Raw genomic sequence first — 23,654 nt, forward strand, 5'->3', positions numbered from 1 at the left:
CCCCCCAGGCCGCCGGGGGGAACGCTGAGCGTCCGTCACGACAGCGCGGCGAAGACTCAGTCGAGCGACTTGGTGGCCTGCTCGAACATGTCCTTGCTGAGCCCCGGACTGGCGACGATCCGCTCCAATTCGCCCCGCATCCGTGCGGCGCGCTGCGCATCGAAGCGCTTCCAGCGGCCGAGCGGCGGTACCAGCTTGGCAGCGGTCTGCGGGTTGAGCTTGTCGAGCGCGATCAACTGGTCCGCGACGAAGCGATAGCCGCGGCCCGAAGGATCGTGGAACGCCCGCTGGTTGATGCTGAACGCGCCGACCAGCGCCCGCGCCCGGTTGGGGTTGGCGAGGGTGAAGTCGGGATGCTGGGCCAGCTTCTCGACGGCGGCGAGCGTGTCGTCGCGCGAGGATAGCGCTTGGGTCTGGAACCATTTGTCCAGCACCAGCGCATTGCCGGCATAGCGCTGATAAAAGGCCTCGATCGCCTTCTCCCGCAGCGACGAGGTGCCGTTCACCAGCGTGGCGAGGCCGCCCTGGCGATCGGTCATGTTGTCGGCCGCCTCGAACTGGGCATAGGCGAGCTTTGCCGCATCGGCCGCGCCGCTCGCGGCGATATAGCCGAGCGCCACGTTCTTCAGGCGGCGCGCGCCCTTGGCGGCCGGCGAATATTCGAAACGGTTGGCGCGCGCGCCCTCATAGGCGGCGCGCCATTCGGGCTCGAGCAGGTTGCCCAGATCGGCCCGCAGCGCTTCCCGGGCGCGGAAGATTGCCTCGGGGTCCACCACCGCCATCTGGTCGCCGATGAAGCTGTCCGACGGGAGCAGCACCGCCTCGGCGATGAAGGCGCGATCGAGCGCCGGATCGGTGAGCGTGTTGCGAACGGCGTCGATCAGCGCGCCATGCTCGCCCTTGCCCGTGGTCACCGCCGCAACCAGCGTATCGAGCATCAGCTGCTGCATCGCCTCGTAGCGCGCGAACGGGTCGTCGTCATGCGCCGAGAGGAAGGCAAGATCCGCCGCGCTGCGATTGGCATCGACGATCACGGGTGCCGAGAAGCCACGGTTGATCGATAGCACCGCGCGCTCGGGCAGTCCCTCGAAACGCAGCTCCTGCTCAGGCTTATCGAGCAGCACCAGCGCCTCGTCGATCAACGGCGCGCCGCTCTTCTCGCCGAACAGGCGGATCTTGAGCGGCAGCACCATCGGCTCCTTGATCGGCTGGCCCGGCGTCGGCGGCACGGTCTGGGCGAGAGCAAGGCTGGTGGTGGCGCCGTCCTGGACGAGGTTGGCGGAGACGCGCGGCGTGCCCGCCTGGCTGTACCAGCGGCGGAACTGGCCGAGATCGACTTTGCCCGCTTCCTCCATGCAGAGGACGAAATCCTCGCACGTGGCGGCGGTGCCGTCGAAGCGATCGAAATAGAGGTCGGTCGCGGCGCGGAATTTCTGCGGGCCCAGGATGGTGGCCATCATCCGGATGAGCTCGGCGCCCTTGTTGTAGATGGTGGCCGTGTAGAAGTTCGAGATCTCGATATATTCGTCCGGGCGCACCGGGTGCGCGAGCGGGCCGGCGTCCTCGGGGAACTGGCTGGCGCGAAGCGAGCGCACGTCCTCGATCCGCTTGACCGCCGCCGAGCCCTGGTCGGCCGAGAAGCTCTGGTCGCGGAAGACGGTGAAGCCTTCCTTGAGGCTCAGCTGGAACCAGTCGCGGCAGGTGACGCGGTTGCCCGACCAGTTGTGGAAATATTCATGGGCGACGACGGCGGCAATCGCGTCATAGTCCCAGTCGGTGGCGGTGTCGGGGTCGGCGAGGATGTAGCGGCTGTTGAAGACGTTCAGCCCCTTGTTCTCCATCGCGCCGAAATTGAAATCGTCCACCGCGACGATATTGAACACGTCGAGATCATACTCGCGGCCATAGACGTCCTCGTCCCACTTCATGCTGAGCTTCAGCGCATGCAGGGCGTGGTCGGTCTTGGGCAGATCGGGCGCGCGGACATAGATGCCGAGCTGCACCTCGCGGCCCGACATCGTCGTGAAGCTGCCGGTGTTGGCGACGAGGTCGCCCGCGACCAGCGCGAACAGGTAGCTCGGCTTGGGGAAGGGGTCGTGCCACTCCGCCCAGTGGCGGCCATCTTCGGCGTCGTCCTGCGCGATCGGATCGCCATTGGCGAGCAGCACCGGGAAGCGCGCCCTTTCGGCTTCCATGCGCACCTTGTACTTGGAGAGCACGTCCGGCCGATCCGGGAAGAAGGTGATGCGTCGGAAGCCCTCCGCCTCGCACTGGGTGCAGAGCATGCCCGACGAGGCATACAGGCCCTGAAGCTGGGTGTTGCGCTCGGGCGCGATCACCACTTCGGTCTCGATCGTGTGAGCATCGCCGGTGAGCGGGATCACCAGATCCTGCCCCTCCATCCGCCAGCCCTGCGCTTCGGCACCGTCGACCTTGACCGAAGCGGCCTCCAGACCGTCGCCGTTCAGCACCAGCGGGCGATCATGGCCGCCATTGCGGCTGACGTGCAGCGCGGCCCGCACCCGCGTCGCGGCGGGATCGAGGTCGAAGTCCAGCGCGATCTCCGGCACCAGCCAGTCGGGTTGACGATAGTCCTCGCGGCGAATGGCCTGGGGAGCTGCGGCGGCGATACGGGCGTCACTCATACAGACTTCGATATAGGAGAAGCGCCGCCACCTGCTACTCAAATTCGGTCGATTACCCTGAACGACAAAAACTTGGGCGCGCTGCGCAGCGAGGGTTTCCGGACAGCCCAATGCTGCAGCAGGCGCGCGGCGATTGACGACATCCGATCCGCTGCTAGGCTTGAAATATTGTTGCGACTACCAGGGATTTCCGATGCTCCGATCGACTGCGACGCTTGCCCTTCTCCTCTGCGCGGCGTCGCCCGCCCTCGCCCAAACCGCCGCCGAGCGAAACGCCATCATCACCGCGCCTCTCCCCGCCGACCAGGCGGCGCTGAAGAGCCATGTGATGTTCCTTGCCTCCGACGCGCTGAAGGGCCGCGACGCGGGATCGCCGGAATTCGAGATCGCCGCCAATTATGTGGCTGCCCAATTCTACGCCGCCGGCCTCAAGCCGGCCGGGGATGACGGCGGCTATCTGCAGAAGGTGCCGCTGATCAGCTACAAGCTTGATGGCACCGGCGCGATGTCGCTTGGGCACGGCAAGGGCGAGGCGGTCGCGCTGGTCGCGGGCAAGGACTTCATCACCGGCGCGAACCCGGAAAAGCCGGAATATAGCGTCACCGCGCCGGTGGTGTTCGTCGGCTATGGCATCGTCGGGCTGGGCCGTGACGACTACAAGGGCGTCGACGCGAAGGGGAAGATCGTCGCCTTTTTCGGCGGTGCGCCGTCGAGCTTCCCAGGCGAGGAGGGCGCGCACTTCCAGAACCCCGCCGCCAAGGCGGAGATCGCTAAGAAGCACGGCGCGATCGGCTATATCACGCTCGAGTCGCCGCTCTCCGCCAAGAGCCGGCCGTTCGCGATGCTCGCCGCCTATGCGAGCCGCCCGCGCGTCACCTGGGGCAATGCCGACGGCACCGGCCATATCGCCGCGCCCGGCACGCCGGGGCTCGGCATGCTGAGCCTCGCCGGTGCGGAGAAGCTGTTTGCCGGGGCCAAGACGCCCTGGGCGTCGATCGCGAAGGCGGCTGCGGTGGATGGTGCTACCTTCAAGGCGTTCCAGCTGCCCGGCACGATCACCGTCGCCAGCAAGACGATCCTGACGCCCATGCCGAGCTTCAACGTCGCCGGCATGATCGAGGGCAGCGATCCCAAGCTGGCGGGCGAGATCGTCGTGCTCTCCGCGCACCTCGACCATATCGGCGTCGGCCGTCCCGACGCGAAGGGCGACACGATCAACAACGGCGCGCTCGACGATGCGATCGGCACCGCCTCGCTGATCGAGGAGGCCAAGCGCTTCAAGGCGGCCGGCACCAAGCCGCGTCGGTCGATCCTGTTCCTGGCGGTGACCGCGGAAGAGAAGGGGCTGGTCGGCTCCGACTATTTCGCCAACAACCCCACGATCAAGAACACGATCGTCGCCGATGTGAATCTCGACATGCCGATCATCACCTATCCGTTCGAGGATATCGTGGTGTACGGCGCGAATCACTCGACCCTGGGGCCGATCGTCGCCAAGGCGGCGGCCGAGATCGGCGTGAAGATGTCCGACGATCCGCTGCCGGGCGAGAATATCTTCGTGCGCTCGGATCACTATAATTTCGTTCGGAAAGGTGTGCCGTCGGTGTTCCTCTGGCCGGGTGCTGGCGGGCCGGGTCGTGCTGCTATCGACGACTTCATGAAAAACCATTATCATCAGCCCTCGGACCAGATCGACCAGCAGCCCGCGCTGAACTGGCAGTCGGGCGTGCGCTTCGTCGATGTGAACTTCCGCATCGCCAATGCGATCGCCAACGGGGATGTTCGGCCGGTGTGGAACAAGGGTGACTTTTTCGGTCTGAACTATGAGGGCCCGGGCGCGCGCTGATCGCCGCCCGTGAAGGGGGGGCGGGGATGAAGCTGCACGCTTGGATTACCGTCCTGGTGTTGCTGGCGCTGCCAGCGCAGGCGCAGCAGGCGGCGCCCCCCGCTCCCGCTGCTTCCGCTGCCCCGCCTGCACCCGCCGCGCCACCGCTTACGGCGGAGCAGGCGGCGCTGAAAGCGCATGTCCAGTTCCTCGCCTCCGATGCGCTGCGCGGCCGTGAGGCGGGGACGCACGATTACGACGTCGCCGCCGAATATGTCGCCGCGCAGATGCTGGCAATCGGGCTCAAGCCTGGCGGCGAGCGCGGAGGATGGTTCCAGCCGTTCCGTCTCGCTACCTATCGAGCCGCGGAAAAGGCACATTGGACGCTGCGACGCGGCAGCCGGGACGTGCCGCTGCAGTTCGGTACCGATTTCATCAACAATGGCGGTGACGATAGCGGCGCGTTCCGCGCCGAGGGCGACATTGTGTTCGCAGGCTACGGCATCGTCGATCCGCAGAGCCGCTATGACGATTATGCGGGGCTGGACGTACGCGGCAAGATCGTCCTGATCGTTTCAGGCAAACCGAAGGGACTCTCCCGCGATGTCGCCGCGCATTTCGACGACGATCGCAACAAGGCGCAGAGCGCGCTCGTCCGGGGCGCCGCCGCGATCGTTTTCGTCGAGACGCCGGCGCTCAGGAAGGTGATACCGTTCGAGAAAATGGTAGGGTTCTACGATTATCCCATCACGGGCTGGGCGGCGCCGGAGGGCGCGACATTGCCTTCCGACGCAACGAAGATGATCGGTGCATTCAGCATGACCGGTGCCGAAAAGCTGTTCGCCGGCGCCCGTATCCGCTGGGCCGATGTGATCGCAGCCGAGTCGCGCGGTACCCGCATGCCGACGGGGCCGTTGGTCGGCAGGCTGGCGGTCGCTACCGTCACTACCCGCAGCACCAAGGATACGCGCAACGTTGTGGGCATGATCGAGGGCAGCGATCCCGCTTTGCGCAATCAATATGTCGTGCTGTCCGCGCACCTCGATCACCTCGGTGTCGGCAAGCCGGTGAACGGGGACGCGATCTACAATGGCGCAATGGACAATGCGATCGGCATAGCCGAGATGCTAGAGGTCGTCCGTGCCATCCAGCAGAGCGGCAAAAGGCCGCGGCGATCGATCCTGGTGCTCGCCACGGCGGCCGAAGAGAAGGGCATGTTCGGCTCGGCCTATTTCGCCCGATACCCGACGGTGCCCAAGGATGCGATCGTCGCGGACCTCAATCTTGACATGCCGATCCTCACCTATCCGCTGGTCGATCTCGTGGTGCAGGGCGGCGATCACTCCAGCATCGGGCAGCTGGTGGCTGCTGCGGCCAGGACGGAGGGGCTCGGCGTGGTGCCGGACCCCGAGCCGCGGGAAATGTCCTTCGTCCGCTCGGATCATTACAGCTTCGTCAAGGCCGGTATCCCGGCGGTGTCGATCGATACCGGCCCGGGCGGTATCGGCGCGGCGGCATCGCGCAAGTTCCTCGACGAAAATTATCACCAGCCGTCCGACCAGATCGACCTGCCGTTCGACTGGAATTCGGCGGTGAAGTACAAGCATGTCGGATTGGCGACGGCGCTGGCGCTGGCCGATGCCGATGCGCGCCCGGTGTGGAACAAGGGCGATTTCTTCGGCACGCTGTACGGCGGCGTGGGCGCGCAGTGAGCAGTGTCCAGCTGCTGGTCTTTGGGCCCGGCTATACCGCGTCGCGGCTGATGGACGCGGTGCAGGCGCGCGGGGGAGCAGTCGCCACCGTCACCCGCGCCACCTTCGCGGACGAGGCGCGTACCCGTGCGGCGATCGCGTCGGCCACGCACATCCTTTCCAGCATTCCGCCAGGCGACGCCGATCCGGTACTTGCCGCCTATGGCGCGGACCTGGCGTCGAGCGGCAAATGGCTCGGCTATCTCTCCTCGACAGGCGTCTATGGCGATACCGGCGGCGGCTGGGTGGACGAGAGCGCGCCGCTGCGTGGGCGAAGGGGCGGCCGGGTCGAGGCGGATCTCGGCTGGGGCGCGCTGCCCAACGCGCATGTCTTTCGCTTGCCGGGCATCTACGGGCCCGAACGCTCGGCGCTGGAGCGGATGGCGGCGGGCGCGACGCGAGTGTACTTTCGCGGCCAGGTGTTCAGCCGCGTGCATGTCGACGATCTCGTGGCGGGCGTGATCGCCGCGTTCGAAGGGCCGCCCGGGGCGTACAATCTCGCCGACGATCTTCCCGCCCCGCAGGCTGAGGTGCTGGCTTATGCGGCCGAACTGCTCGGCATCGATCCCGGCCCGGCGGTGACGCCCGACGAGGTCGAGCTCAGTGCCGCCTCGCGCGCCTTCTATGCCGAGAACCGGCGGGTAGCGAACGGCAAGGCCACGCGGCTGCTCGGCTGGCGGCCGCGCTATGCCGATTACCGGTTGGGCCTGCGCGCCCTCAGGGCGAGTACCAGCCCGACCAGCACCAGCACGCCGCCGCCTACCGCCAGCAGCGACCAGCGATAGCCCTCGAACAGCGTCGACAGCAGCATCGCGATCACCGGGATCAGCACGCTGGTATAGGCCGCCTTGGCCGGGCCGATGGTGCGGATCAGCTGGAAATAGATGGTGAAGGTGATCGAGGAACCGATCACGCCCAGATAGAGGATGCCCAGGAGATAGGCGGGCCGCGTCTCGATCATCGGCGGCCCGACCGTGGCGAGCGCAAAGCCTGCGTCGAGCGCCGACCCGATCAGCATCGCCCAGCCGAGCGTGGTTGCCATCGGATACGCCTTGGCGGTACCGGTCGCCTGCATCACATTGGCGACCGAGGCCGAGAGCACGCCCGCCAGCGCGATGCCGATGCCGAGCAGCGCCTCGTGCGGTCCGACCGGGTTGAGCCGCGCCTCATGGACGAAGAGCAGCGCCACGCCGGCCATCGCGACGACCGAGCCGATCAGCAGTTGCCGCCCCATCTTCTGGCCGAGGAAAACGCGCGCCAGAACGGCGTTGGGCACCAGCAGCAGCGCATAGACCACCGCGACCACGCCCGAGGTGACATGTGCCTCGGCCCGGTAGACGAAGTTGAAATTGAGCACGAACTGGGCGAGCCCCAGGCAGGCGGCGAACGCCAGTCCGCGCCCGTCCAGCCATAGCCGATCGCGCCGCGCCGCTGCCCAGAGCAGCGTCGTCACCCCTGCAACGAGGAAGCGATAGCTCACCGACCAACTCGGCGGCACCACGGCCAGCTGGTCCTTGATGACGAGCCAGGTCGAGCCCCAGATCAGCGTCACCAGCAGGAAGGGGAGGAGAACCGTCAGCCGGGCGGAGCGGGGGATATCGGCGCTGATCATGCAGCGCTCTGGAGGTCGTACTCGGCCGCCCCCCGCCCGCCGTCATCCCCGCGAAGGCGGGGATCCATTCGCCTGTGCGCTCGGGGAAGGAACCAAGCCCTCCAGGGCAATGGATCCCCGCCTTCGCGGGGATGACGATGGTTTGGGTGCAGGCTGAGGACCCTCACAGGGACGCGATCGCTTGCGCCAGCGGCCGGATCGCGTCTTCCGCCTGGTCCCAGCTGGTGACGAGGCGCACCTCGCCCTCGGCCCAGTCGTAGAAGTCGAAGCCCAGCGCGCGGAGGCCAGCTGCTTCGGCAGGGTTCGCCTTCAGGAACACCTCGTTCGCCTGCACCGGGTGCACCAGCCGGTTGCCCGCCGCTTCCGCCAGCAGTCGTGCGCCGGCATTGGCGGCGCGCGCGTTGGCCAGCCAGACGTCGTTCTCGAGCATCGCCAGCAGCTGGGCGGCGAGATAGCGGCCCTTGGAAAAGAGCAGCCCGGCGCGCTTGCGGCGGTAGAGCGTCACATCGGCCAGCTCCGGGCGGAAAAACACCAGCGCCTCGGCGCTCATGCCGCCATTCTTGACGAAGCCGAAGCTCAGCGCGTCGACGCCCGCGCGCCAGGTGATGTCGCCCGGATGGCAGCCGAGATGCGCCACGGCATTGGCGAAGCGCGCGCCGTCCATGTGCAGGCCCAGCTTGCGCGCCCTGGCGAGGTCGCCGATCGCTGCCACCTCGTCGGGCGTATAGACGAGGCCATATTCGGTGGCATTGGTGATCGAGATGGCGTGCGGCTGCACCTGATGGACGTCGTTGCGGATCGGATCGATCACCGCGCGCACTGCATCGGGGGTCAGCTTGGCGCCCGCGCCGGTGGCCGTCAGCAGCTTGGCGCCGTGGGTGTAGAATTCGGGTGCGCCGCCTTCGTCGCAATTGATGTGCGCGTCGCGATGGCAGACGATGCCGCCATGCGGCGGGCACAGCGCGGTCAGCGCCAGGCAGTTCGCCGCGGTGCCGGTCGGCACCCACAGCACACGGACCTGGGTGCCGAACAGGTCGGAAAAGGCCCCGTCCAGCCGCTTCGACCAGGCATCGCCGTCATAGGCGGTGTCGAGCGTGTTGGCGTCGACCAGCGCCTGGAGCACGGGCGGGCAGACGGCGGCGGCATTGTCCGAAAAGAAGCGCATGGCCAGACCCTTGCGGCCTGGCACACGCCCGGTCAACGGTCTGTTACGGCGCGCGGCGCAGTGGCTGGGCTTCGCACAGGATCAGTGCGAACCAGTCCTTGTCGTCGGTCCATTGCTCGATCGGTGTCCAGCCGCCCGCGCGGAGCAGCTGTCGCGCGCCGTTGGGGCCGTATTTGTGGCTGTTCTCGGTGTGGATCGTTTCGCCCGCCCCCATCGCGAAGGGCCGCCCGTCGACGGTGAAGTCGACGTCGCGCTGCGCCTCCAGATGCATTTCGATCCGTGCGAAATCCGCGTTCCAGATCGCGCGGTGGCGGAAGGCGTCGACCGGGATCGTGCCGTCCAGTTCGCGGTTGATCCGCTCCAGCAGGTTGAGGTTGAACGCTGCCGTTACCCCCGCCGCATCGTCATAGGCGGGGACGAGGATGTCGGGCGACTTCACCCGGTCCATGCCGATCAGCAGCCGCGCGCCTTCGCCGAGCCATTCGCGCATCGCGCGCAGCAGGTCGACCGCGTGCCAGGCGTTCATGTTGCCGATCGTCGAGCCGGGGAAGAAGCCGAGCTTCGGCAGCCCTGCCACCTGTTCGGGCAACGGCACCGGCCGCAGGAAATCGGCCTCGACCGGATAGACCGGCAGGCCCGGAAAGGCCTGCGAGAGCTGTGCGGCGGAATGGCGCAGGAACTCGCCCGAAATGTCGATCGGCACATAGGCGGCGGGCTCGATCGCGCGGAGCAGGCGCGGGGTCTTCACCGACGAGCCCGAGCCGAACTCCACCACCGCCGCATTGGGCGCGGCAAGGTCGCCCAGCGCGCCCGAGATCGATTCGAGCAGCGCGGTCTCGGTGCGGGTCGGATAATATTCGGCAAGCTCGGTGATCTCCTCGAACAGTTCCGAACCGCGGCGGTCGTAGAACCAGCGGGCGGGAATCGCACGCGGGCTGGCGGCGAGGCCGGTCAGCACATCGGCGCGGAAATGGGGATCGGCAAGGCTGGCCTGGCCGTCTTCGAGTTCCTGCTTGAGCATCAGAGGTCCTTCGCCAGACGCACGCCGGTGAACTGCCAGCGCTGATGGGGGTAGAAGAAGTTGCGGTAGCTGGCCCGGACATGGCCGCGCGGGGTGGCGCAGCTGCCGCCGCGCAGCACGAACTGCCCGCTCATGAACTTGCCGTTATATTCGCCGACCGCACCCTCGGCGGTGCGGAAGCCGGGATAGGGGCGATAGGCGCTGCCGGTCCATTCCCAGACGTCGCCGAACCAGGCGGGCCCGCCGGCCGACGGGCGCGGCTCGACCGGACCGGCCGCATCGAGCTGGTTGCCGCCCAGCGGATCGGCGCCTGCGGCCGCGGCTTCCCATTCGAACTCGGTCGGCAGCCGGGCGCCGGCCCAGCTGGCATAGGCATCGGCCTCGAAGAAGCTGACATGGGTCACCGGCGCCGCCGGATCGATCGGGCGGCGGCCGTCGAGCCCGAAGCGCGTCCACACCCCATCGATCTCTGCCCAGTAGAGCGGCGCGGCAATGCGGTTGGCCTGCACCCAGGCCCAGCCGTCCGACAGCCAGTGGCGCGGTTCGGCATAGCCGCCATCGGCGATGAACGCCGCCCATTCGCCATTGGTGATGGTGCGATCGGCCAGCGTATGGAGGTGGAGCAGGGCGGTGTGGCGTGGCCCTTCGCAATCGAAGGCGAAGCCGTCTGCCGCGTCGATGCCCACCGAGACCTCGCCGATACGGCCCTCGATCCAGCCGATCGGGCCGGGCATCGCCACCGGCACCTTGGCCGCGCCGGGCCACATCGCGGGCTCGAGCGGGTTGACCGAGAAATGGTGGAGGATGTCGGTCAGCAGCAGTTCCTGGTGCTGCTGCTCGTGCTGGCAACCCAGCTCGATCAGCGCGAGCGCATCCGAGGAAAGCGTCGGGAGGGCATCGCAGATTGCCGCATCGACGGCGGCGCGATAGGCTTGGACCTCGTCGAGCGCCGGGCGCGAAAGCATGCCGCGGCGGGGACGGGCGTGGCGCTGCCCCTCAGCCTCGTAATAGCTGTTGAACAGGAACGGCCAGCGCGCGTCGAACAGGCGGTAGCCGGGCACATGATCGCGCAGCACAAAGGTTTCGAAGAACCAGGTCGTGTGCGCGAGATGCCATTTCGCCGGCGAGGCGTCGTCCATCGACTGGAGCGTCGCATCCGCGTCGGAAAGCGGCGCGACCAGCGCGGTGCTCAGCGCCCGTACCGCCGAGAAACGGCGGGCCAGTGCATCCGGCGGCACGGCGGTAGCGGGCGTTGTTCTCATTCTGTTCTCCTACCGCAACCGGGTTGCAGGTGCAACCCATACGGAGGGATGCGCGACGAGACCGTTATTGGTTACGAGGCCCCCCAGGCACCCACAGAACGTCGGTTGCGCCCTTTTGGTTCATGGTGCGGGCTGCCACGAACAAAAAATCCGAAAGTCTATTGAGATAGATCAGCGCGTTAGCGCTCAGCGTACCCTGATCGTTGGCCGCGACGGCGGCGCGTTCGGCCCGGCGGGTGATCGCGCGAGCGAGGTGGATCGCCGCTGCCGCGGGGCTGCCGCCGGGCAGGACGAAGCTGTTGAGCGGCGAAAGATCGTCGTTCAGCGCGTCGATCGCCGCCTCCAGCCAGGCGATCTGCTCGACCGTGATCCGCAGCGCGCCTTCGGGATCCCCCGGCGTGGCGAGATCAGCGCCGAGGTCGAACAGGTCATTCTGGATCCGCGCGAGCGTCGCATCGAGAGGATCACCGGGCGCGAGCGCGGTGCGGGCGACGCCGATCGCGCTGTTCGCCTCGTCGACATCGCCGATCGTCTCCATGCGCGCGGAGGCCTTGGAAACGCGCGAGCCGTCGGCAAGGCCGGTGGTGCCGGCGTCGCCGGTGCGGGTGTAGATCTTGTTCAGCTTTACCATGGCGCCAGAGGTAGAGCGGAAGCGCCCCGCGGACTAGGGGCCAGAGGGACAGGCGGCGGAACCCCCGGATAGCGCGACCGTTCGAAGAGCCTGCCTCGTCTGGGGAGACGTCCCGTGCCCGATCCCGTACCGCTTCGCTCTCGCGCCTATGGCCTGCCGCTGCACCCGATCGTGCTCGGCCTGCCGTTCGCCTGCTTCTTCGCCGCGATGATCACCGACATCGCCTATGTCCGCACCTATGACATCGCCTGGAAGAATTTCTCCGACTGGCTGCTCGCGGGCGGGATGGTGCTGGGGGCGCTCGGCGCGATCGTCGGGATCGTCGATCTGGTGCGGCCGGCGGTGCGGGCCAACCGGCTGGTGACTCCCTATGCGATCGCCTATGCCGTCGCCATGGTGTTGGCGCTGCTCAACAATTTCATCCACAGCCGCGATGCGTACGGCGCCATGCCGGCGGGGCTGATCCTGTCGGTGCTCACCGTGCTGGTGCTGACCGGCGCGTCGGCGCTCGGCGCGATCCTGCTGCGCCAGAGCCAGGTCGGAGGATTCCGCTGATGCGTGCACTGCTTCTCGCCGCGGGCGCCACGCTCGCCCTCGCCGGCTGCGCCAGCAAGGGCGGCGATACCAGCCAGCAGATCGGCGGCGATCCCAAGCTGCCGGACATCCAGCAATATCTCGTGCCGCCGATGCATGTCGTGCCGCCCAGCCCCTGGGGCAGCGGTGCGCCCAAGGTGCCGGCGGGGCTCAAGGTCCAGGCCTTCGCCACCGGCCTCGCCAAGCCGCGCTCGGTCTACACGCTGCCCAATGGCGATGTGCTGGTGGTCGAGACCGACGGCCCGCCCGAGCCGATCCATCGGCCCAAGGACGTGGTGATGAACCTCATCCAGGCGCATGCCCATGGCGGCGGCAAGGCGGGGATGGACATCATCCTGCTGCGCGACGCGAACGGCGACGGTGTGCCGGAACTCAAGACCAAGTTCCTCACCGGCCTCAACTCGCCCTTCGGCGTCGCGCTGGTCGGCGGCGACCTCTACGTCGCCAATACCGACGCGATTGTCCGCTTCCCCTATCAGACCGGCCAGACGCGGATCACCGCGGCGGGCACCAAGCTGCTCGACCTGCCCGGCGGGCCGATCGACCATCACTGGACCAAGAGCCTCGTCGCCAGCCCGGACGGCACCAAGCTCTATGTCGGGGTGGGATCGAACAGCAACATCACCGAAAACGGCATGGACGCCGAGCGCGGCCGCGCCGCGATCTGGGAGGTCGATCGCGCGACCGGCGCCTATCGGCTCTACGGCACGGGCCTGCGCAACCCCAACGGGCTGCAGTTCGAACCGCTGACCAACACGCTGTGGACCGTCGTCAACGAGCGCGACGAGCTCGGCCCGGATCTGGTGCCGGATTACCTCACCTCGGTACGCGACGGCGGCTTCTATGGCTGGCCGTACAGCTATTGGGGCCAGCACGTCGATCCGCGGGTCAAGCCGCAGCGGCCGGATCTCGTCGCCAAGGCGATCAAGCCGGACTACGGCCTCAGCAGCCATGTCGCGCCGCTCGGCATGGTGTTCTCGGCCAGTGCTGCGAGCCTGCCCGCGCAGTGGCGCTCGGGCGCGTTCATCGGCGAGCATGGCAGCTGGGATCGCGGCCATCTCAACGGCTACAAGGTGATCTACGTGCCGTTCGCCGAGGGTCGCCCCTCCGGCAAGGCGGTGGACGTGGTGACCGGCTTCGTCGACGGCGAGAAGGCGCATGGCCGTCCGGTGGGGCTGGGGCTCGACAGGACCGGCGCGCTGCTGATCGCGGACGATCTCGGCAACACCGTGTGGCGGGTCAGCGGCGGGTAAGCGGCGGGTTTCCGGTACAGCGTCAAAGGCGTCATCCCGGCGGAAGCCGGGATGACGCTGGATAGGAAGGCTGAAGCGGCCCGCCTCAGCTCTTGGCGGAGGCGATCAGCAGGATCAGCGCGGCGATGCCGATCGCCACCGCCTGGAACAGGATCCGCTTCTGCATCAGCTTGTTCGATCGGAGCGCGCGTTCGCTGGGGCCGTCGCCGTCCAGGTCCTGCGTGGTGGTGCCGGCCATGTTGACCAGCCCCTTGATGAGGAAGAACAGCGTCGCCAGGACCGCTGCGAGGAACAGGATCGCGAGGAACAACATCGCGGTACCCTACGCCCCGATCGCGCCAAAGCCAATCGGTACTTCCCCTTTGCGTAGGGTGTCGGCAAGCGCATGGCCATCCTCGCCCGCCAGCCGCAGCGCCTCCAGCGTCGGCGCACCGTGGCGCTTGGCGAGGCGGGTGCCGTCCGGGCCGGCGAGCAGCGCATGGTGACGGTATTCGGGTGTCGGCAGATCGAGCAGCGCCTGGAGCAGGCGGTGGACATGGGTGGCGGCGAACAGGTCGGCGCCGCGCACGACATGGCTGATGCCCTGTGCGGCATCGTCGACGGTCACGGCGAGATGATAGCTGGCGGGCGCATCCTTGCGGGCGAGGATCACGTCGCCATGTGCCATCGGATCGGCCGTCAGCGCACCGGCCTGCGCATCGTGCCAGACCAGCGGCCCGGCGTGCGCGATCGCCTTCGCCATGTCGAGCCGCCAGCTGTGCGGCCGCGTCAGGTCCGGATCGACCAGGTCGCGGCACGTGCCCGGGTAAAGCGGACCGTCGGGCCCGTGCGGTGCGGAGAGGCTCGCGGCGATATCGGCGCGGGTGCAGAAGCATGGATAGAGCAGCCCCATCGCCCGCAGCCGGTCGAGCGCATCCCGGTACAGCCCCAGCCGCTGCGACTGGAAGACCGGCGGTTCGTCCCATGTCAGCCCCAGCCAGTCGAGATCGGCGAGGATCGCTGCCACATGTTCAGGCCGCGAGCGGGTGCCGTCGATATCCTCGATCCGCAGCGTGAACCGCCCGCCCGCGCCTCGTGCGAGGTCATGGGCCTGGAGGGCGGAGAAGGCGTGGCCGAGATGGAGTCGACCGGTGGGACTGGGCGCAAATCGGCTGTGGATATTCATGAATGTGGCTCTTGACCGCGAGTCGCGGCATATGCTGTCATGCGGGCGTCACGCTTCTGCGCAAGAGGCGAGGCACCGAAATCGAGGGTGAGGTTCTTGCATGTACCATCCCGATCTGATCCGCCATCCGGATGGGTGCCCGGCGCTCGTGCTGAACGCCGATTATACGCCGCTCAGCTATTATCCCCTGAGCGTCTGGCCCTGGCAAACCGCGATCAAGGCGATCTTTCTCGATCGTGTCGACGTCGTCTCGTATTATGAAAGAGAAGTGCGAAGTCCCAGCGCGGTGCTGAAGCTTCCTTCGGTCATCGCGCTCAAACAATATGTGAAGCCTTCGCAATTCCCCGCCTTCACCCGGTTCAATCTGTTCCTCCGCGACAAGTTCGCCTGCCAATATTGCGGATCGCACCGGGATCTCACCTTCGACCACGTCATCCCCCGCGCCCAGGGCGGCCGCACCACCTGGGAAAATGTCGCCACCGCCTGCGCCCCCTGCAATCTCCGCAAGGGTGGCCGCACCCCCCTGCAGGCCGGCATGCCACTCTACATCCAGCCGATCCGACCGACGAGCTGGCAGCTCCAGGAACATGGCCGCCGCTTCCCCCCCAACCATCTCCACGACACCTGGCGCGACTGGCTCTATTGGGACATCGAACTGGAGGCCTGAGCGCTCCTCCCCCGCAAATTCCGCGTGTGTTATTGCGATAACACAGAGTCTCGGCTAAAGCGGGCGGATGGCGCGCGAGCCCGGTGTCCCCGATAGTCGATTCCCGTTGCGGCGCGATGGCGCCGACGACGAGGTGGCGCAACCGCAAGGCTGGCGCCCGCAAGGCAGGCGCGACAAGCGCGAGCCGATCTGGCGGCCCGGCATGGGGGCGGGGGAGAGCACCGCACCGCACGAGCCCTATCGCGGCGGCTATGGCACGGGCGGCGGCTTCGACGGCGGCGACGATCTGCCGCCTGCGTCGCCCGCCAGGCGCCGTATCCGCTGGGGGCGCTGGATCGTCCGCGGGCTTGCCCTGTGCATCCTGCTGTTCATCGCCGCCGTCGCCTGGCTGGCGATCACCGCGCCGCTGTCCAAGTCGTTGCGCCCGCCGGCGCCGCCCTCGATCACGCTGCTTGCCGCCGACGGCACGCCGATCGCGCGACGGGGCGCGGTGATCGGCAAGCCGGTGGACGTGAAGAAGCTACCCGACCATGTCGCCCAGGCCTTCATCGCGATCGAGGACCGGCGCTTCTACGGCCATTGGGGCGTCGATCCGCGCGGCATCGCGCGTGCGATGTTCCACAATGTCAGCTCGGGCGGCGGGTCGCAGGGCGGCAGCACGATCACCCAGCAGCTTGCCAAGAATGCGTTCCTCAATTCACGCCGCACCTTCGGGCGCAAGGCGCAGGAAGTGCTGATCGCCTTCTGGCTCGAGGCCTGGCTGAGCAAGGACGAGATCCTCTCGCGCTACCTCTCGAACGTCTATTTCGGCGATAACGTCTACGGCCTGCGCGCGGCCGCTCAGCATTATTTCTCGACGAGCCCTGAGCATCTGACGCTCAGCCAGGCGACGCTGCTCGCCGGCTTAGTGAAGGCGCCGAGCCGGCTGGCGCCGACCGGCAATCTCGACGGCGCGCGCGAGCGCCAGCGGCTGGTGGTCGGCGCGATGCAGGAGGCCGGGTTCATCACCGAGGCCGAAGCGCGGCGGGTGCGCCCGGCGGTGCTCCACGTCCAGGACAGCGACGAGACACTGCCCAACGGCACCTATTTCGCCGACTGGGTGCTCCCCGAAGCGCGCGACCGCGCTGGCGGCGTGGCTACCGAGCAGACGGTGACGACCACGCTCGACACGCGGCTGCAGGCGGCGGCGGAGCGGGTAGTCAAGGCATCGGGCCTCGGCAAGGCGCAGGTCGCACTCGTCGCGATGCGACCCGATGGCCGCGTCGTCGCGATGGTCGGCGGGCGCAACTATGCTGCCAGCCCGTTCAACCGCGCGACCCAGGCGCGGCGCCAGCCGGGCTCGGCGTTCAAGCTGTTCGTGTACCTCGCCGCGCTGCGTTCGGGGATGACGCCGGACACGATGGTCGATGATACGCCGGTGCAGATCGGTGACTGGAAGCCGTCGAACAGTGATGGGCGCTATGCCGGCCGGATCACGTTGCGCCAGGCAATGGCCAAGTCGAGCAATGTCGTCGCCGCCCGGCTGATCCAGAAGCTTGGTGTCGGCCGGGTAACCCAGGCGGCGCGCGACCTCGGCATCTCCACCCCGCTCGGCAACGACGCCTCGATCGCGCTCGGCACCTCGACCGGCTCGCTGCTCGAACTCACCGCCGCCTATGCCGCGGTGGCGAACGGCAGCTACCCGGTCCGCCCGCGCGGGCTGGATGCGGAGGAATCGGCCGATGACTGGCTGGCGCGACGGCTGGGCGGCCCGAGCCGCTTCGATCCGCGGCTGCTCGAGGACCTCCGCTCGATGCTCGGCACGGTGGTCCAGTCGGGCACCGGGCGCTCGGCGGCGCTGCCGGTGCCGGCGTTCGGCAAGACCGGCACCACCCAGGACGGGCGCGACGCGCTGTTCGTCGGCTGGGCGGGCGACCTCGTCGTCGGCGTGTGGATCGGCAATGACGACAACAGCCCGGTATCGGGTGCCTATGGCGGCGGGCTGCCGGCGCATATCTGGCGCGACTTCATGGTTCGCGCACTGGGCCTCACCTTGCCGCCGCCGCCGGCGGTGGAGGAAGACAATGCGATCGACGAGAATGCAATCGACCTTCAGGGCGTGCTCAACAGCGCCGGCGTGCAGATCGACGACAAGGGCGTGCAGCTCGACCTGAACCGGGTTCGTGAGCTGGTGCCCGAGGGCGAGGCGCGCGACGCGATCCCACGCAACGTCCGCATCCCGGCGCCCGGCAGCGACGCCGATCGCCGCCGCCGCGACCAACGCGACGCCCCCGACGGCGAGGAGTGACCCGGCTCAGCGGCGGGCGGTCGCGCGCCAGACGGTGAGCCAGTTGGCGGAGCCGCGGCATTCTTCCATCCGGGTCGCTTCGATCAGGCGAAAGCGGGTGCCGTCCCACACATAGCTGGCGCCCTCGCCGCAATCGCCGATTCCGCGGCCCTTGCCATGGGTGGAGAGGGTGCCGCTGCGCGCGTCCCAGCTGGCGTTGATCAGGTCGGGCGCGCCTGCCTTGGCGCCGCCGGTCGCATCGTCGAAGCGCGCCGGCGTCGCCTTGCCGCCGCGGACGACAAAGGCGGTGCTCGACAGGTTATAGGCGCCCGAACCGCAGGCGAGCAGGACCAGCGTCGCGCCGCCGCCCAATGCACCGGTTTCGGGATCGGGCTGGGGGAAGTCGGCCGAATAGTCCTCGCCGCAACCGGACTCTCGGTTGAGCTGGGCGAGCAATGCGCGGGAGAGCGGCGCGGGGCGGCCGGACGGCGCGAGGGCGGGCACCACCGGCAGCGGCACGGCGGCGGGGACGGTAACGGCGGGCTTGGTGCCGCGTGCGACCAGCGCGGTGACGCCGCCTGCCCGGCCCTGCTGCGCATCGATGAAGCGCAGTGCCGCAGATGCACCCGCAAGCGAAAGCGCGGCGCGCTTGTCGCCCGCGGCAAGCTGCGCGCGGTGCCCGTTCGCCAGCGTCGTCGCGATGCGCTGGGCTTCCGCGCCGCCGAACCGCACGCCGTTCTCCCGAATGCTGCCCTGGGCGATGCGCGCGCCATCGACGACGAGCGTCAGCACGCCCTTGCTGTCCGCGTCCGGCCACAGCGTGATCGTCACCTCTCCGCCGGGCCCGGGTTCGCGGACCAGCGAGAGCTCGGCGCCGTCGGTTTCGATATCCCCGTGCGCCGGCTGGAGCGAGGTCATCTCGCAGCGATGCACATTGTCGCACGCGACGGCCCAGTCGCCGAAGGTCTTGAAGGGTCCGGGGGTGACGTGCGCCAGCGCGGCGGCGGAGAAGGCAAGCAGGAACATGCCGCCGACGCTAGCCGAGCCGCACGTGCTTGGGTAGGACGGCGGCCAACGGATTTACAGGAGGTGGACATGAAGACGGTAGGCGTGATCGGTGCGGGGCAGATGGGGGCGGGGATCGCCCAGGTATCGGCGCAGACGGGCTATGCCGTGCTGCTGTCGGACGTCGACCAGGCCCGCGCCGAGGCCGGCAAGGCGGGCATCGCCAAGCAGCTGCACCGCGCGGTGGAGAAGGAAAAGATCACCGCCGCCGATGCCGAGGCCGCGCTCGGCCGAATCACCCCGATCGGCGATCTCGCCGCGATGGCGCCGTGCGACCTGGTGATCGAAGCCGCCACCGAGCGCGAGGGCGTGAAGCGCCAGATCTTCGACACCGTCGGCAAGGTGCTGGGCGCGGACGCGATCCTGGCGAGCAATACCTCGTCGATCCCGATCACCCGCCTCGCCCAGGCGGCGCCCGATCCGGCGCGCTTCATGGGCGTGCATTTCTTCAACCCCGTACCGGTGATGGGCCTGATCGAGCTGATCCGCGGCCTCGCCACCAGCGACGCGACGGTTTCCGCGGTGGAGGCGTTCGGCCAGTCGCTCGGCAAGCGGATCGTCCATGCCAATGACGCGCCGGGCTTTATCGTCAATCGCGTGCTGATGCCGATGCTCAACGAGGCGTGCTTCGCGCTCGGCGAGGGCGTGGCGACGATCCCGGACATCGACGCGGCGTGCCAGCTGGGCCTCAACCACCCGATGGGGCCGTTCACGCTCGCCGACTTCATCGGGCTGGACACGTGCCTGGAGATCACCCGCGTGCTGTTCGAAGGCACCGGCGACCCCAAGTTCCGCCCGGCACCGCTGCTGGTGAAATATGTCGAAGCCGGTTGGTATGGCCGCAAGACCAAGCGCGGGTTCTACGACTATAGCGGTGCGGAACCCGTGCCGACGCGGTGAGAGACGAGGGGCGGGGGTAGCGCTGGCTGCTTCCGCCCATAGACACGAGCGCTAGACATGGTGGGACCCGCAGACGTGGAGGAAACGAACCCGTCGAGCAGTAAAGTTCCGGCGGTCACATTCATCTTCTGGATCACCAAGATACTTGCCACGACGCTTGGCGAGACCGGTGGGGATGCGGTGAGCATGACTTGGCTGGGCGAGACGACACCTGACGCTGGCAGCAATGGGGTTAACGGATATCTCGTCGGTACCGCAATCTTCGGTGCGTTGCTGGCCGCGTTGACCTTGCTGCAAATCAGGGCGCGGCGGTTTAACCCTTGGCTCTATTGGGCTACCATCATCGCGTCCACCACCGCCGGCACCACTCTCGCGGACTTCGCCACCCGTTCCTTGGACTTGGGATATCCCGGCGGCTCGATCCTCCTGTTCGGGCTGGTGCTCGCATCGCTTTTCAGCTGGTATCGGGCTCTCGGTACGGTGGACGTCAATGCCGTCGATAACGCGCGGGCTGAGACCTTTTATTGGGTCACGATCACTTTTTCGCAGACGCTCGGTACGGCATTGGGGGATTGGGTAGCTGATGGCTCGCTTGGCTATTCTGGAGCAGCGATCCTTTTTGGGGCAGCGCTGGCTGTGTTGGCCTTGCTCTATTTTAGCAGCACCCTTTCCCGCGTACTTTTGTTCTGGGCAGCTTTCATTCTTACGCGCCCGCTGGGCGCGGTCGTAGGAGACTTCCTCGACAAGCCCGTGGCGAAGGGGGGATTGGATTTCAGCCGTCCGCTTGCAACGGTAACTCTCTCAATCGCGATTGTTCTATCGATCCTACTCGTGCCGCAGCGAGCGGGAGCCGGTCACGGCAAGGTCAGCCGCTGATCGCCAACGTCCGCTTCCCAGCCTTCCCGCCGGAACAGTCGACGCGTCAACGCCCCTTAGCCTTTCGCTCGTCTGCGATCCACGCCACCAGCATCGCATCCACCAGTGCGAGCAGCGCCCCCGCCGCCAGCAGCGCCACGATCGCCGCGATCATCACCGGCACCCGCTCGCCGCCTGCCGCCGCCAGCGTCGCGAGCCGCAGCGCCGGCACGAGCAGTGCCGCCCCCACGCCGCGCCGCAGCCACCGCGCCGCCCACCCGCGCCAGCCGGTGCCGCCGCGCCACCACAGCAGCGCCAGTCGTGCGGCGAACAGCGCCGTCACCAGCGCGCCAGCATCGATCAGCGCGGCATTGGGCTCGGGAGTCATGGCCGAACCGGCGGCAGGGCGGGAAGAAGGGCGTCGCGCATGACCGCGCGGTAGCGCGCCCGGCGGCGCTGCGCGAGGGGCACGTGCCGACCGATATGTAGTTTTGCGGAATGGGTGCGAACCGCCGTTACCCCTCTATAAACCATGTAGTTTCATAACGTGGGGATCGCGGATATGGAGTAGCCCGTGATGTGTGCCCGCGTTCTAGGGGTTGTGTTCGCAATTCTTCTTCTGTTCAGCGCGGGATTGTCTCGTGCGGACCTGTCCGGCGACCCGGCAAATATTTCCGAGGCCCAACTCAAGACCTATCTGCAATATCCCCGTCTGGCGACGGCGGCCCGCTACGGCCTGCGCGACGATGTCGGCAACACGATGGACGCGCCGTCGATCCTCCAGCTTTCCGGCCAGCCCTATCGCTATGCCGCCGTCTATCATACCGCTTATGCGGTGGCCGGCGGCGCGCTGCGCTTCAAGGTCAATGTGGCGGGGTCGAACGATCTGCTGCGCTGGCGCTATCTGGGCCTCCTCGTCGACAATGCCAGCATGCCGCGCCTTGCCGCCGTGCGCGGCACTGCCTGGATCGTGCTGGCGCATGAGCAATGGGCGGGGCGCGGACCCGGCTCCAGCGGGCCGTCGCGGCTCGGCTACAAGCTGTTCTACAGCGGCGCCGACCTGGTCAACCGGGTGGTACGCGCCAACTGGGTGCAGCCGAATTTCCTCACCTCGCTCAACGGCACGCCCAGCTTCTACGATCTGCGGCAGGATTATTGTGGCGTCTATCGCTGCGTTTCCGGCACGATCGGCTTTCACTATTGGAGCGGCCGCAAGGACCTGAACGCCGCCACCACCAACCAGATGATGTTCGATCCGCGTGGGGCCGCCACCAGCGTCAGCGCCGCGGTGACGGATCGCTACAATCTGCGCTTCACGACGCTGGGCGTGACCGGCAATCTCGGCCAGCGCGACTTTCTCGCCACCAGCACCGGCCGCTATCTGGTGCAGGAAGGCAATGTCGGCACCGCGGCCGGATCTTGGGACAAGTGGCGGATCTATCTCTACCGCTATACCGAGACCGCCCTTGCGCCCGATGGCTCGGGAACGATCACCCCGATCCGGCCCGAGACGCCGGGGGGCAGCGTCTCGTTCGGCAATCCCAGCATCAGCGTGGTCGACGATCCCGCCGGGCGCGGCAAGGTGGTGGTGATTTCCTACTTCCTGTTCTCCGAAGGCGCGAAGAACGGCGAAGCGGGCAGCCTGCTCTATTATTACCGGCTGTGAGCATGCCCGGCCGGGCGGCGGATCACTCCGCCGCCTGGGCCGGCTCCGCGTTCGCGGCTTCGATCGCGGCGGCCTTGGCCTCGACCAGCTTGACGATGTGATCGAGCATGTCGGCGTCCTCGACCGTGTGATCGGTCAGGCCCGAGAGATACACCATGTGCTTGCCGTTGCCGCCGCCGGTGAGGCCGATATCGGTTTCGCGCGCCTCGCCGGGGCCATTGACCACGCAGCCGAGCACCGAGAGCGACAGCGGCGTGCGGATGTGCTGGAGTCGCTCTTCCAGCGCCTGCACGGTGCGGATCACGTCGAAGCCCTGGCGCGCGCAGCTCGGGCAAGAGACGACGCGTACGCCCCGATTGCGGATGCCGAGCGCCTTGAGGATCTCGAAGCCGACGCGCACTTCCTCCTCCGGCTCGGCCGAAAGACTGACGCGGATGGTGTCGCCGATGCCGAACCACAGCAGCGAGCCGATGCCGATCGCCGACTTGACCGTGCCGCCGACGAAGCCGCCCGCCTCGGTGATGCCGAGGTGCAGCGGGCAGTCGACTGCGTCGGCCAGTTGCTGATAGGCGGCGACGGCGAGGAACACGTCGCTGGCCTTCACCGCCACCTTGAATGCGTGGAAGTCGCGGTCCTGCAGCAGCTTGATATGGTCGAGTGCGGATTCGACCAGCGCCTCCGGGCAGGGCTCGCCGTATTTTTCGAGCAGATCCTTCTCGAGGCTGCCCGCGTTGACGCCGATGCGGATCGAGGCGCCGTTGGCCTTGGCGGCGTTGACCACCTCGTTCACCCGGTCGGCCGAGCCGATATTGCCGGGGTTGATGCGCAGGCAGGCGGCGCCAGCATCGGCGGCTTCGAGCGCACGCTTGTAGTGAAAATGGATGTCGGCGACGATCGGCACGCGCGCGGCGCGGACGATTTGGCGGAGCGCAGTGGTGCTTTCCACGTCCGGGCAGGAGACGCGGATGATGTCCGCCCCGGCTTCCTCGCAGCGGCGGATCTGGTCGATCGTCGCCTTCACGTCGGACGTCGCGGTGTTGGTCATCGTCTGCACCGTCACCGGCGCATCGCCGCCAACGGGCACGTTGCCCACCATGATCTGACGGCTTTGCCGCCGGACGATATCGCGCCAGGGTCGTACGGACATGGGCGCCATATAGGCGCATCGGTGAGGCAGGGCTAGGGCGGATGCGAGAGCATCGCGCAGACTTGCCAAAGCGTTTCCTCCCCCGCCAGGGGGAGGTGGCCCGCGTTGGCGGGTCGGAGGGGGAGGATGCCAGAACGGCAGCCGTCGTGCTTCCTCCCCCCCCC

Annotated in this window: 21 protein-coding genes; 10 read left to right on the forward strand and 11 right to left on the reverse strand. The window is 67.7% G+C overall.

Going from position 1 to position 23,654, the window contains the following annotated elements; genetic code table 11:
* Nucleotides 1-56 precede the first annotated feature (56 nt).
* Nucleotides 57-2,645, reverse strand: coding sequence for an aminopeptidase N (pepN, locus tag SAZ01S_RS18265; protein WP_084583713.1), 2,589 nt, complete (start codon nt 2,643-2,645; stop codon nt 57-59).
* A gap of 193 nt (nt 2,646-2,838) precedes the next feature.
* Here pepN and SAZ01S_RS18270 point away from each other — a divergent pair, with 193 nt between their 5' ends.
* Genes SAZ01S_RS18270 through SAZ01S_RS18280 form a run of 3 tightly spaced genes read left to right on the forward strand, consistent with a single transcriptional unit; the run spans nt 2,839 to nt 7,006 of the window.
* Nucleotides 2,839-4,491 (forward strand): M28 family metallopeptidase, encoded by a 1,653-nt coding sequence (locus tag SAZ01S_RS18270; protein ID WP_084583714.1) that lies wholly within the window; start codon nt 2,839-2,841, stop codon nt 4,489-4,491.
* 26 nt (nt 4,492-4,517) lie between these two features.
* Nucleotides 4,518-6,182, forward strand: a complete 1,665-nt coding sequence (locus tag SAZ01S_RS18275) for a M20/M25/M40 family metallo-hydrolase (protein ID WP_084583715.1) — start codon at nt 4,518-4,520, stop codon at nt 6,180-6,182.
* 50 nt (nt 6,183-6,232) lie between these two features.
* On the forward strand, nt 6,233-7,006 hold the full coding sequence (locus SAZ01S_RS18280; RefSeq protein WP_084583733.1) for a Rossmann-fold NAD(P)-binding domain-containing protein: 774 nt from the start codon (nt 6,233-6,235) through the stop codon (nt 7,004-7,006).
* Here the strand turns inward: SAZ01S_RS18280 and SAZ01S_RS18285 are convergent.
* The 5 genes from SAZ01S_RS18285 to SAZ01S_RS18305 form a co-directional block, all read right to left on the reverse strand.
* Entirely contained in the window at nt 6,916-7,833 is a 918-nt protein-coding gene (locus SAZ01S_RS18285) for a DMT family transporter (protein ID WP_084583716.1), read from the reverse strand. The two genes, SAZ01S_RS18280 and SAZ01S_RS18285, sit on opposite strands and share 91 nt — an antisense overlap.
* Nucleotides 7,834-7,996: 163 nt before the next feature.
* Nucleotides 7,997-8,998, reverse strand: a complete 1,002-nt coding sequence (locus SAZ01S_RS18290; RefSeq protein WP_084583717.1) for a threonine aldolase family protein — start codon at nt 8,996-8,998, stop codon at nt 7,997-7,999.
* Between the two features lie 43 nt (nt 8,999-9,041).
* Nucleotides 9,042-10,019 carry an L-histidine N(alpha)-methyltransferase gene (gene egtD, locus SAZ01S_RS18295; protein ID WP_084583718.1) on the reverse strand — a complete coding sequence of 326 codons (978 nt, stop codon included), beginning with the start codon at nt 10,017-10,019 and terminating at the stop codon, nt 9,042-9,044.
* Entirely contained in the window at nt 10,019-11,281 is a 1,263-nt protein-coding gene (egtB, locus tag SAZ01S_RS18300) for an ergothioneine biosynthesis protein EgtB (RefSeq protein ID WP_084583719.1), read from the reverse strand. The genes egtD and egtB overlap by 1 nt, the downstream gene beginning before the upstream one ends.
* A 64-nt stretch (nt 11,282-11,345) precedes the next feature.
* Nucleotides 11,346-11,912, reverse strand: coding sequence for a cob(I)yrinic acid a,c-diamide adenosyltransferase (locus SAZ01S_RS18305; RefSeq protein ID WP_084583720.1), 567 nt, complete (start codon nt 11,910-11,912; stop codon nt 11,346-11,348).
* Nucleotides 11,913-12,026: 114 nt separating this feature from the next.
* Between SAZ01S_RS18305 and SAZ01S_RS18310 the strand changes: the two genes are divergently transcribed.
* Entirely contained in the window at nt 12,027-12,467 is a 441-nt protein-coding gene (locus SAZ01S_RS18310) for a DUF2231 domain-containing protein (RefSeq protein WP_084583721.1), read from the forward strand.
* The gene (locus SAZ01S_RS18315) at nt 12,467-13,759 is read left to right on the forward strand and encodes a PQQ-dependent sugar dehydrogenase (protein WP_084583722.1); all 1,293 of its coding nucleotides are present in this window, start codon (nt 12,467-12,469) and stop codon (nt 13,757-13,759) included. The genes SAZ01S_RS18310 and SAZ01S_RS18315 overlap by 1 nt, the downstream gene beginning before the upstream one ends.
* Before the next feature lie 85 nt (nt 13,760-13,844).
* Here SAZ01S_RS18315 and SAZ01S_RS18320 read toward each other — a convergent pair whose 3' ends face one another.
* Nucleotides 13,845-14,072, reverse strand: coding sequence for an HIG1 domain-containing protein (locus tag SAZ01S_RS18320; protein ID WP_084583723.1), 228 nt, complete (start codon nt 14,070-14,072; stop codon nt 13,845-13,847).
* A 9-nt stretch (nt 14,073-14,081) separates the two neighbouring features.
* Nucleotides 14,082-14,924 (reverse strand): tRNA glutamyl-Q(34) synthetase GluQRS, encoded by an 843-nt coding sequence (gene gluQRS, locus SAZ01S_RS18325; RefSeq protein ID WP_084583724.1) that lies wholly within the window; start codon nt 14,922-14,924, stop codon nt 14,082-14,084.
* Nucleotides 14,925-15,024: 100 nt separating this feature from the next.
* On the opposite strand from gluQRS, the gene SAZ01S_RS18330 reads away from it, so the two are divergent.
* Both SAZ01S_RS18330 and SAZ01S_RS18335 read left to right on the forward strand, forming a co-directional pair.
* Nucleotides 15,025-15,591, forward strand: coding sequence for an HNH endonuclease (locus SAZ01S_RS18330; RefSeq protein WP_084583725.1), 567 nt, complete (start codon nt 15,025-15,027; stop codon nt 15,589-15,591).
* Between the two features lie 67 nt (nt 15,592-15,658).
* Complete coding sequence (locus SAZ01S_RS18335) at nt 15,659-17,878, forward strand: transglycosylase domain-containing protein (RefSeq protein WP_245825001.1); 2,220 nt, start codon at nt 15,659-15,661, stop codon at nt 17,876-17,878.
* A 6-nt stretch (nt 17,879-17,884) separates the two neighbouring features.
* Here SAZ01S_RS18335 and SAZ01S_RS18340 read toward each other — a convergent pair whose 3' ends face one another.
* Nucleotides 17,885-18,883, reverse strand: a complete 999-nt coding sequence (locus SAZ01S_RS18340; protein WP_084583727.1) for a DUF1176 domain-containing protein — start codon at nt 18,881-18,883, stop codon at nt 17,885-17,887.
* A 69-nt stretch (nt 18,884-18,952) separates the two neighbouring features.
* Between SAZ01S_RS18340 and SAZ01S_RS18345 the strand changes: the two genes are divergently transcribed.
* Both SAZ01S_RS18345 and SAZ01S_RS18350 read left to right on the forward strand, forming a co-directional pair.
* Nucleotides 18,953-19,822, forward strand: coding sequence for a 3-hydroxyacyl-CoA dehydrogenase NAD-binding domain-containing protein (locus tag SAZ01S_RS18345; protein WP_084583728.1), 870 nt, complete (start codon nt 18,953-18,955; stop codon nt 19,820-19,822).
* Between the two features lie 57 nt (nt 19,823-19,879).
* On the forward strand, nt 19,880-20,698 hold the full coding sequence (locus SAZ01S_RS18350; RefSeq protein WP_084583729.1) for a COG4705 family protein: 819 nt from the start codon (nt 19,880-19,882) through the stop codon (nt 20,696-20,698).
* 46 nt (nt 20,699-20,744) lie between these two features.
* Here SAZ01S_RS18350 and SAZ01S_RS18355 read toward each other — a convergent pair whose 3' ends face one another.
* On the reverse strand, nt 20,745-21,065 hold the full coding sequence (locus SAZ01S_RS18355; RefSeq protein WP_084583730.1) for a hypothetical protein: 321 nt from the start codon (nt 21,063-21,065) through the stop codon (nt 20,745-20,747).
* A gap of 246 nt (nt 21,066-21,311) precedes the next feature.
* On the opposite strand from SAZ01S_RS18355, the gene SAZ01S_RS18360 reads away from it, so the two are divergent.
* Nucleotides 21,312-22,343, forward strand: a complete 1,032-nt coding sequence (locus SAZ01S_RS18360) for a hypothetical protein (RefSeq protein WP_084583731.1) — start codon at nt 21,312-21,314, stop codon at nt 22,341-22,343.
* A gap of 22 nt (nt 22,344-22,365) precedes the next feature.
* Here SAZ01S_RS18360 and ispG read toward each other — a convergent pair whose 3' ends face one another.
* Nucleotides 22,366-23,490: a flavodoxin-dependent (E)-4-hydroxy-3-methylbut-2-enyl-diphosphate synthase gene (gene ispG / locus SAZ01S_RS18365; RefSeq protein ID WP_084583734.1), complete on the reverse strand. Its 1,125-nt coding sequence runs from the start codon at nt 23,488-23,490 to the stop codon at nt 22,366-22,368.
* Between the last annotated feature and the right edge of the window lie 164 nt (nt 23,491-23,654).

This window comes from Sphingomonas azotifigens NBRC 15497 (assembly GCF_002091475.1).
GTDB classification, from domain to species: Bacteria; Pseudomonadota; Alphaproteobacteria; order Sphingomonadales; family Sphingomonadaceae; genus Sphingomonas; species Sphingomonas azotifigens.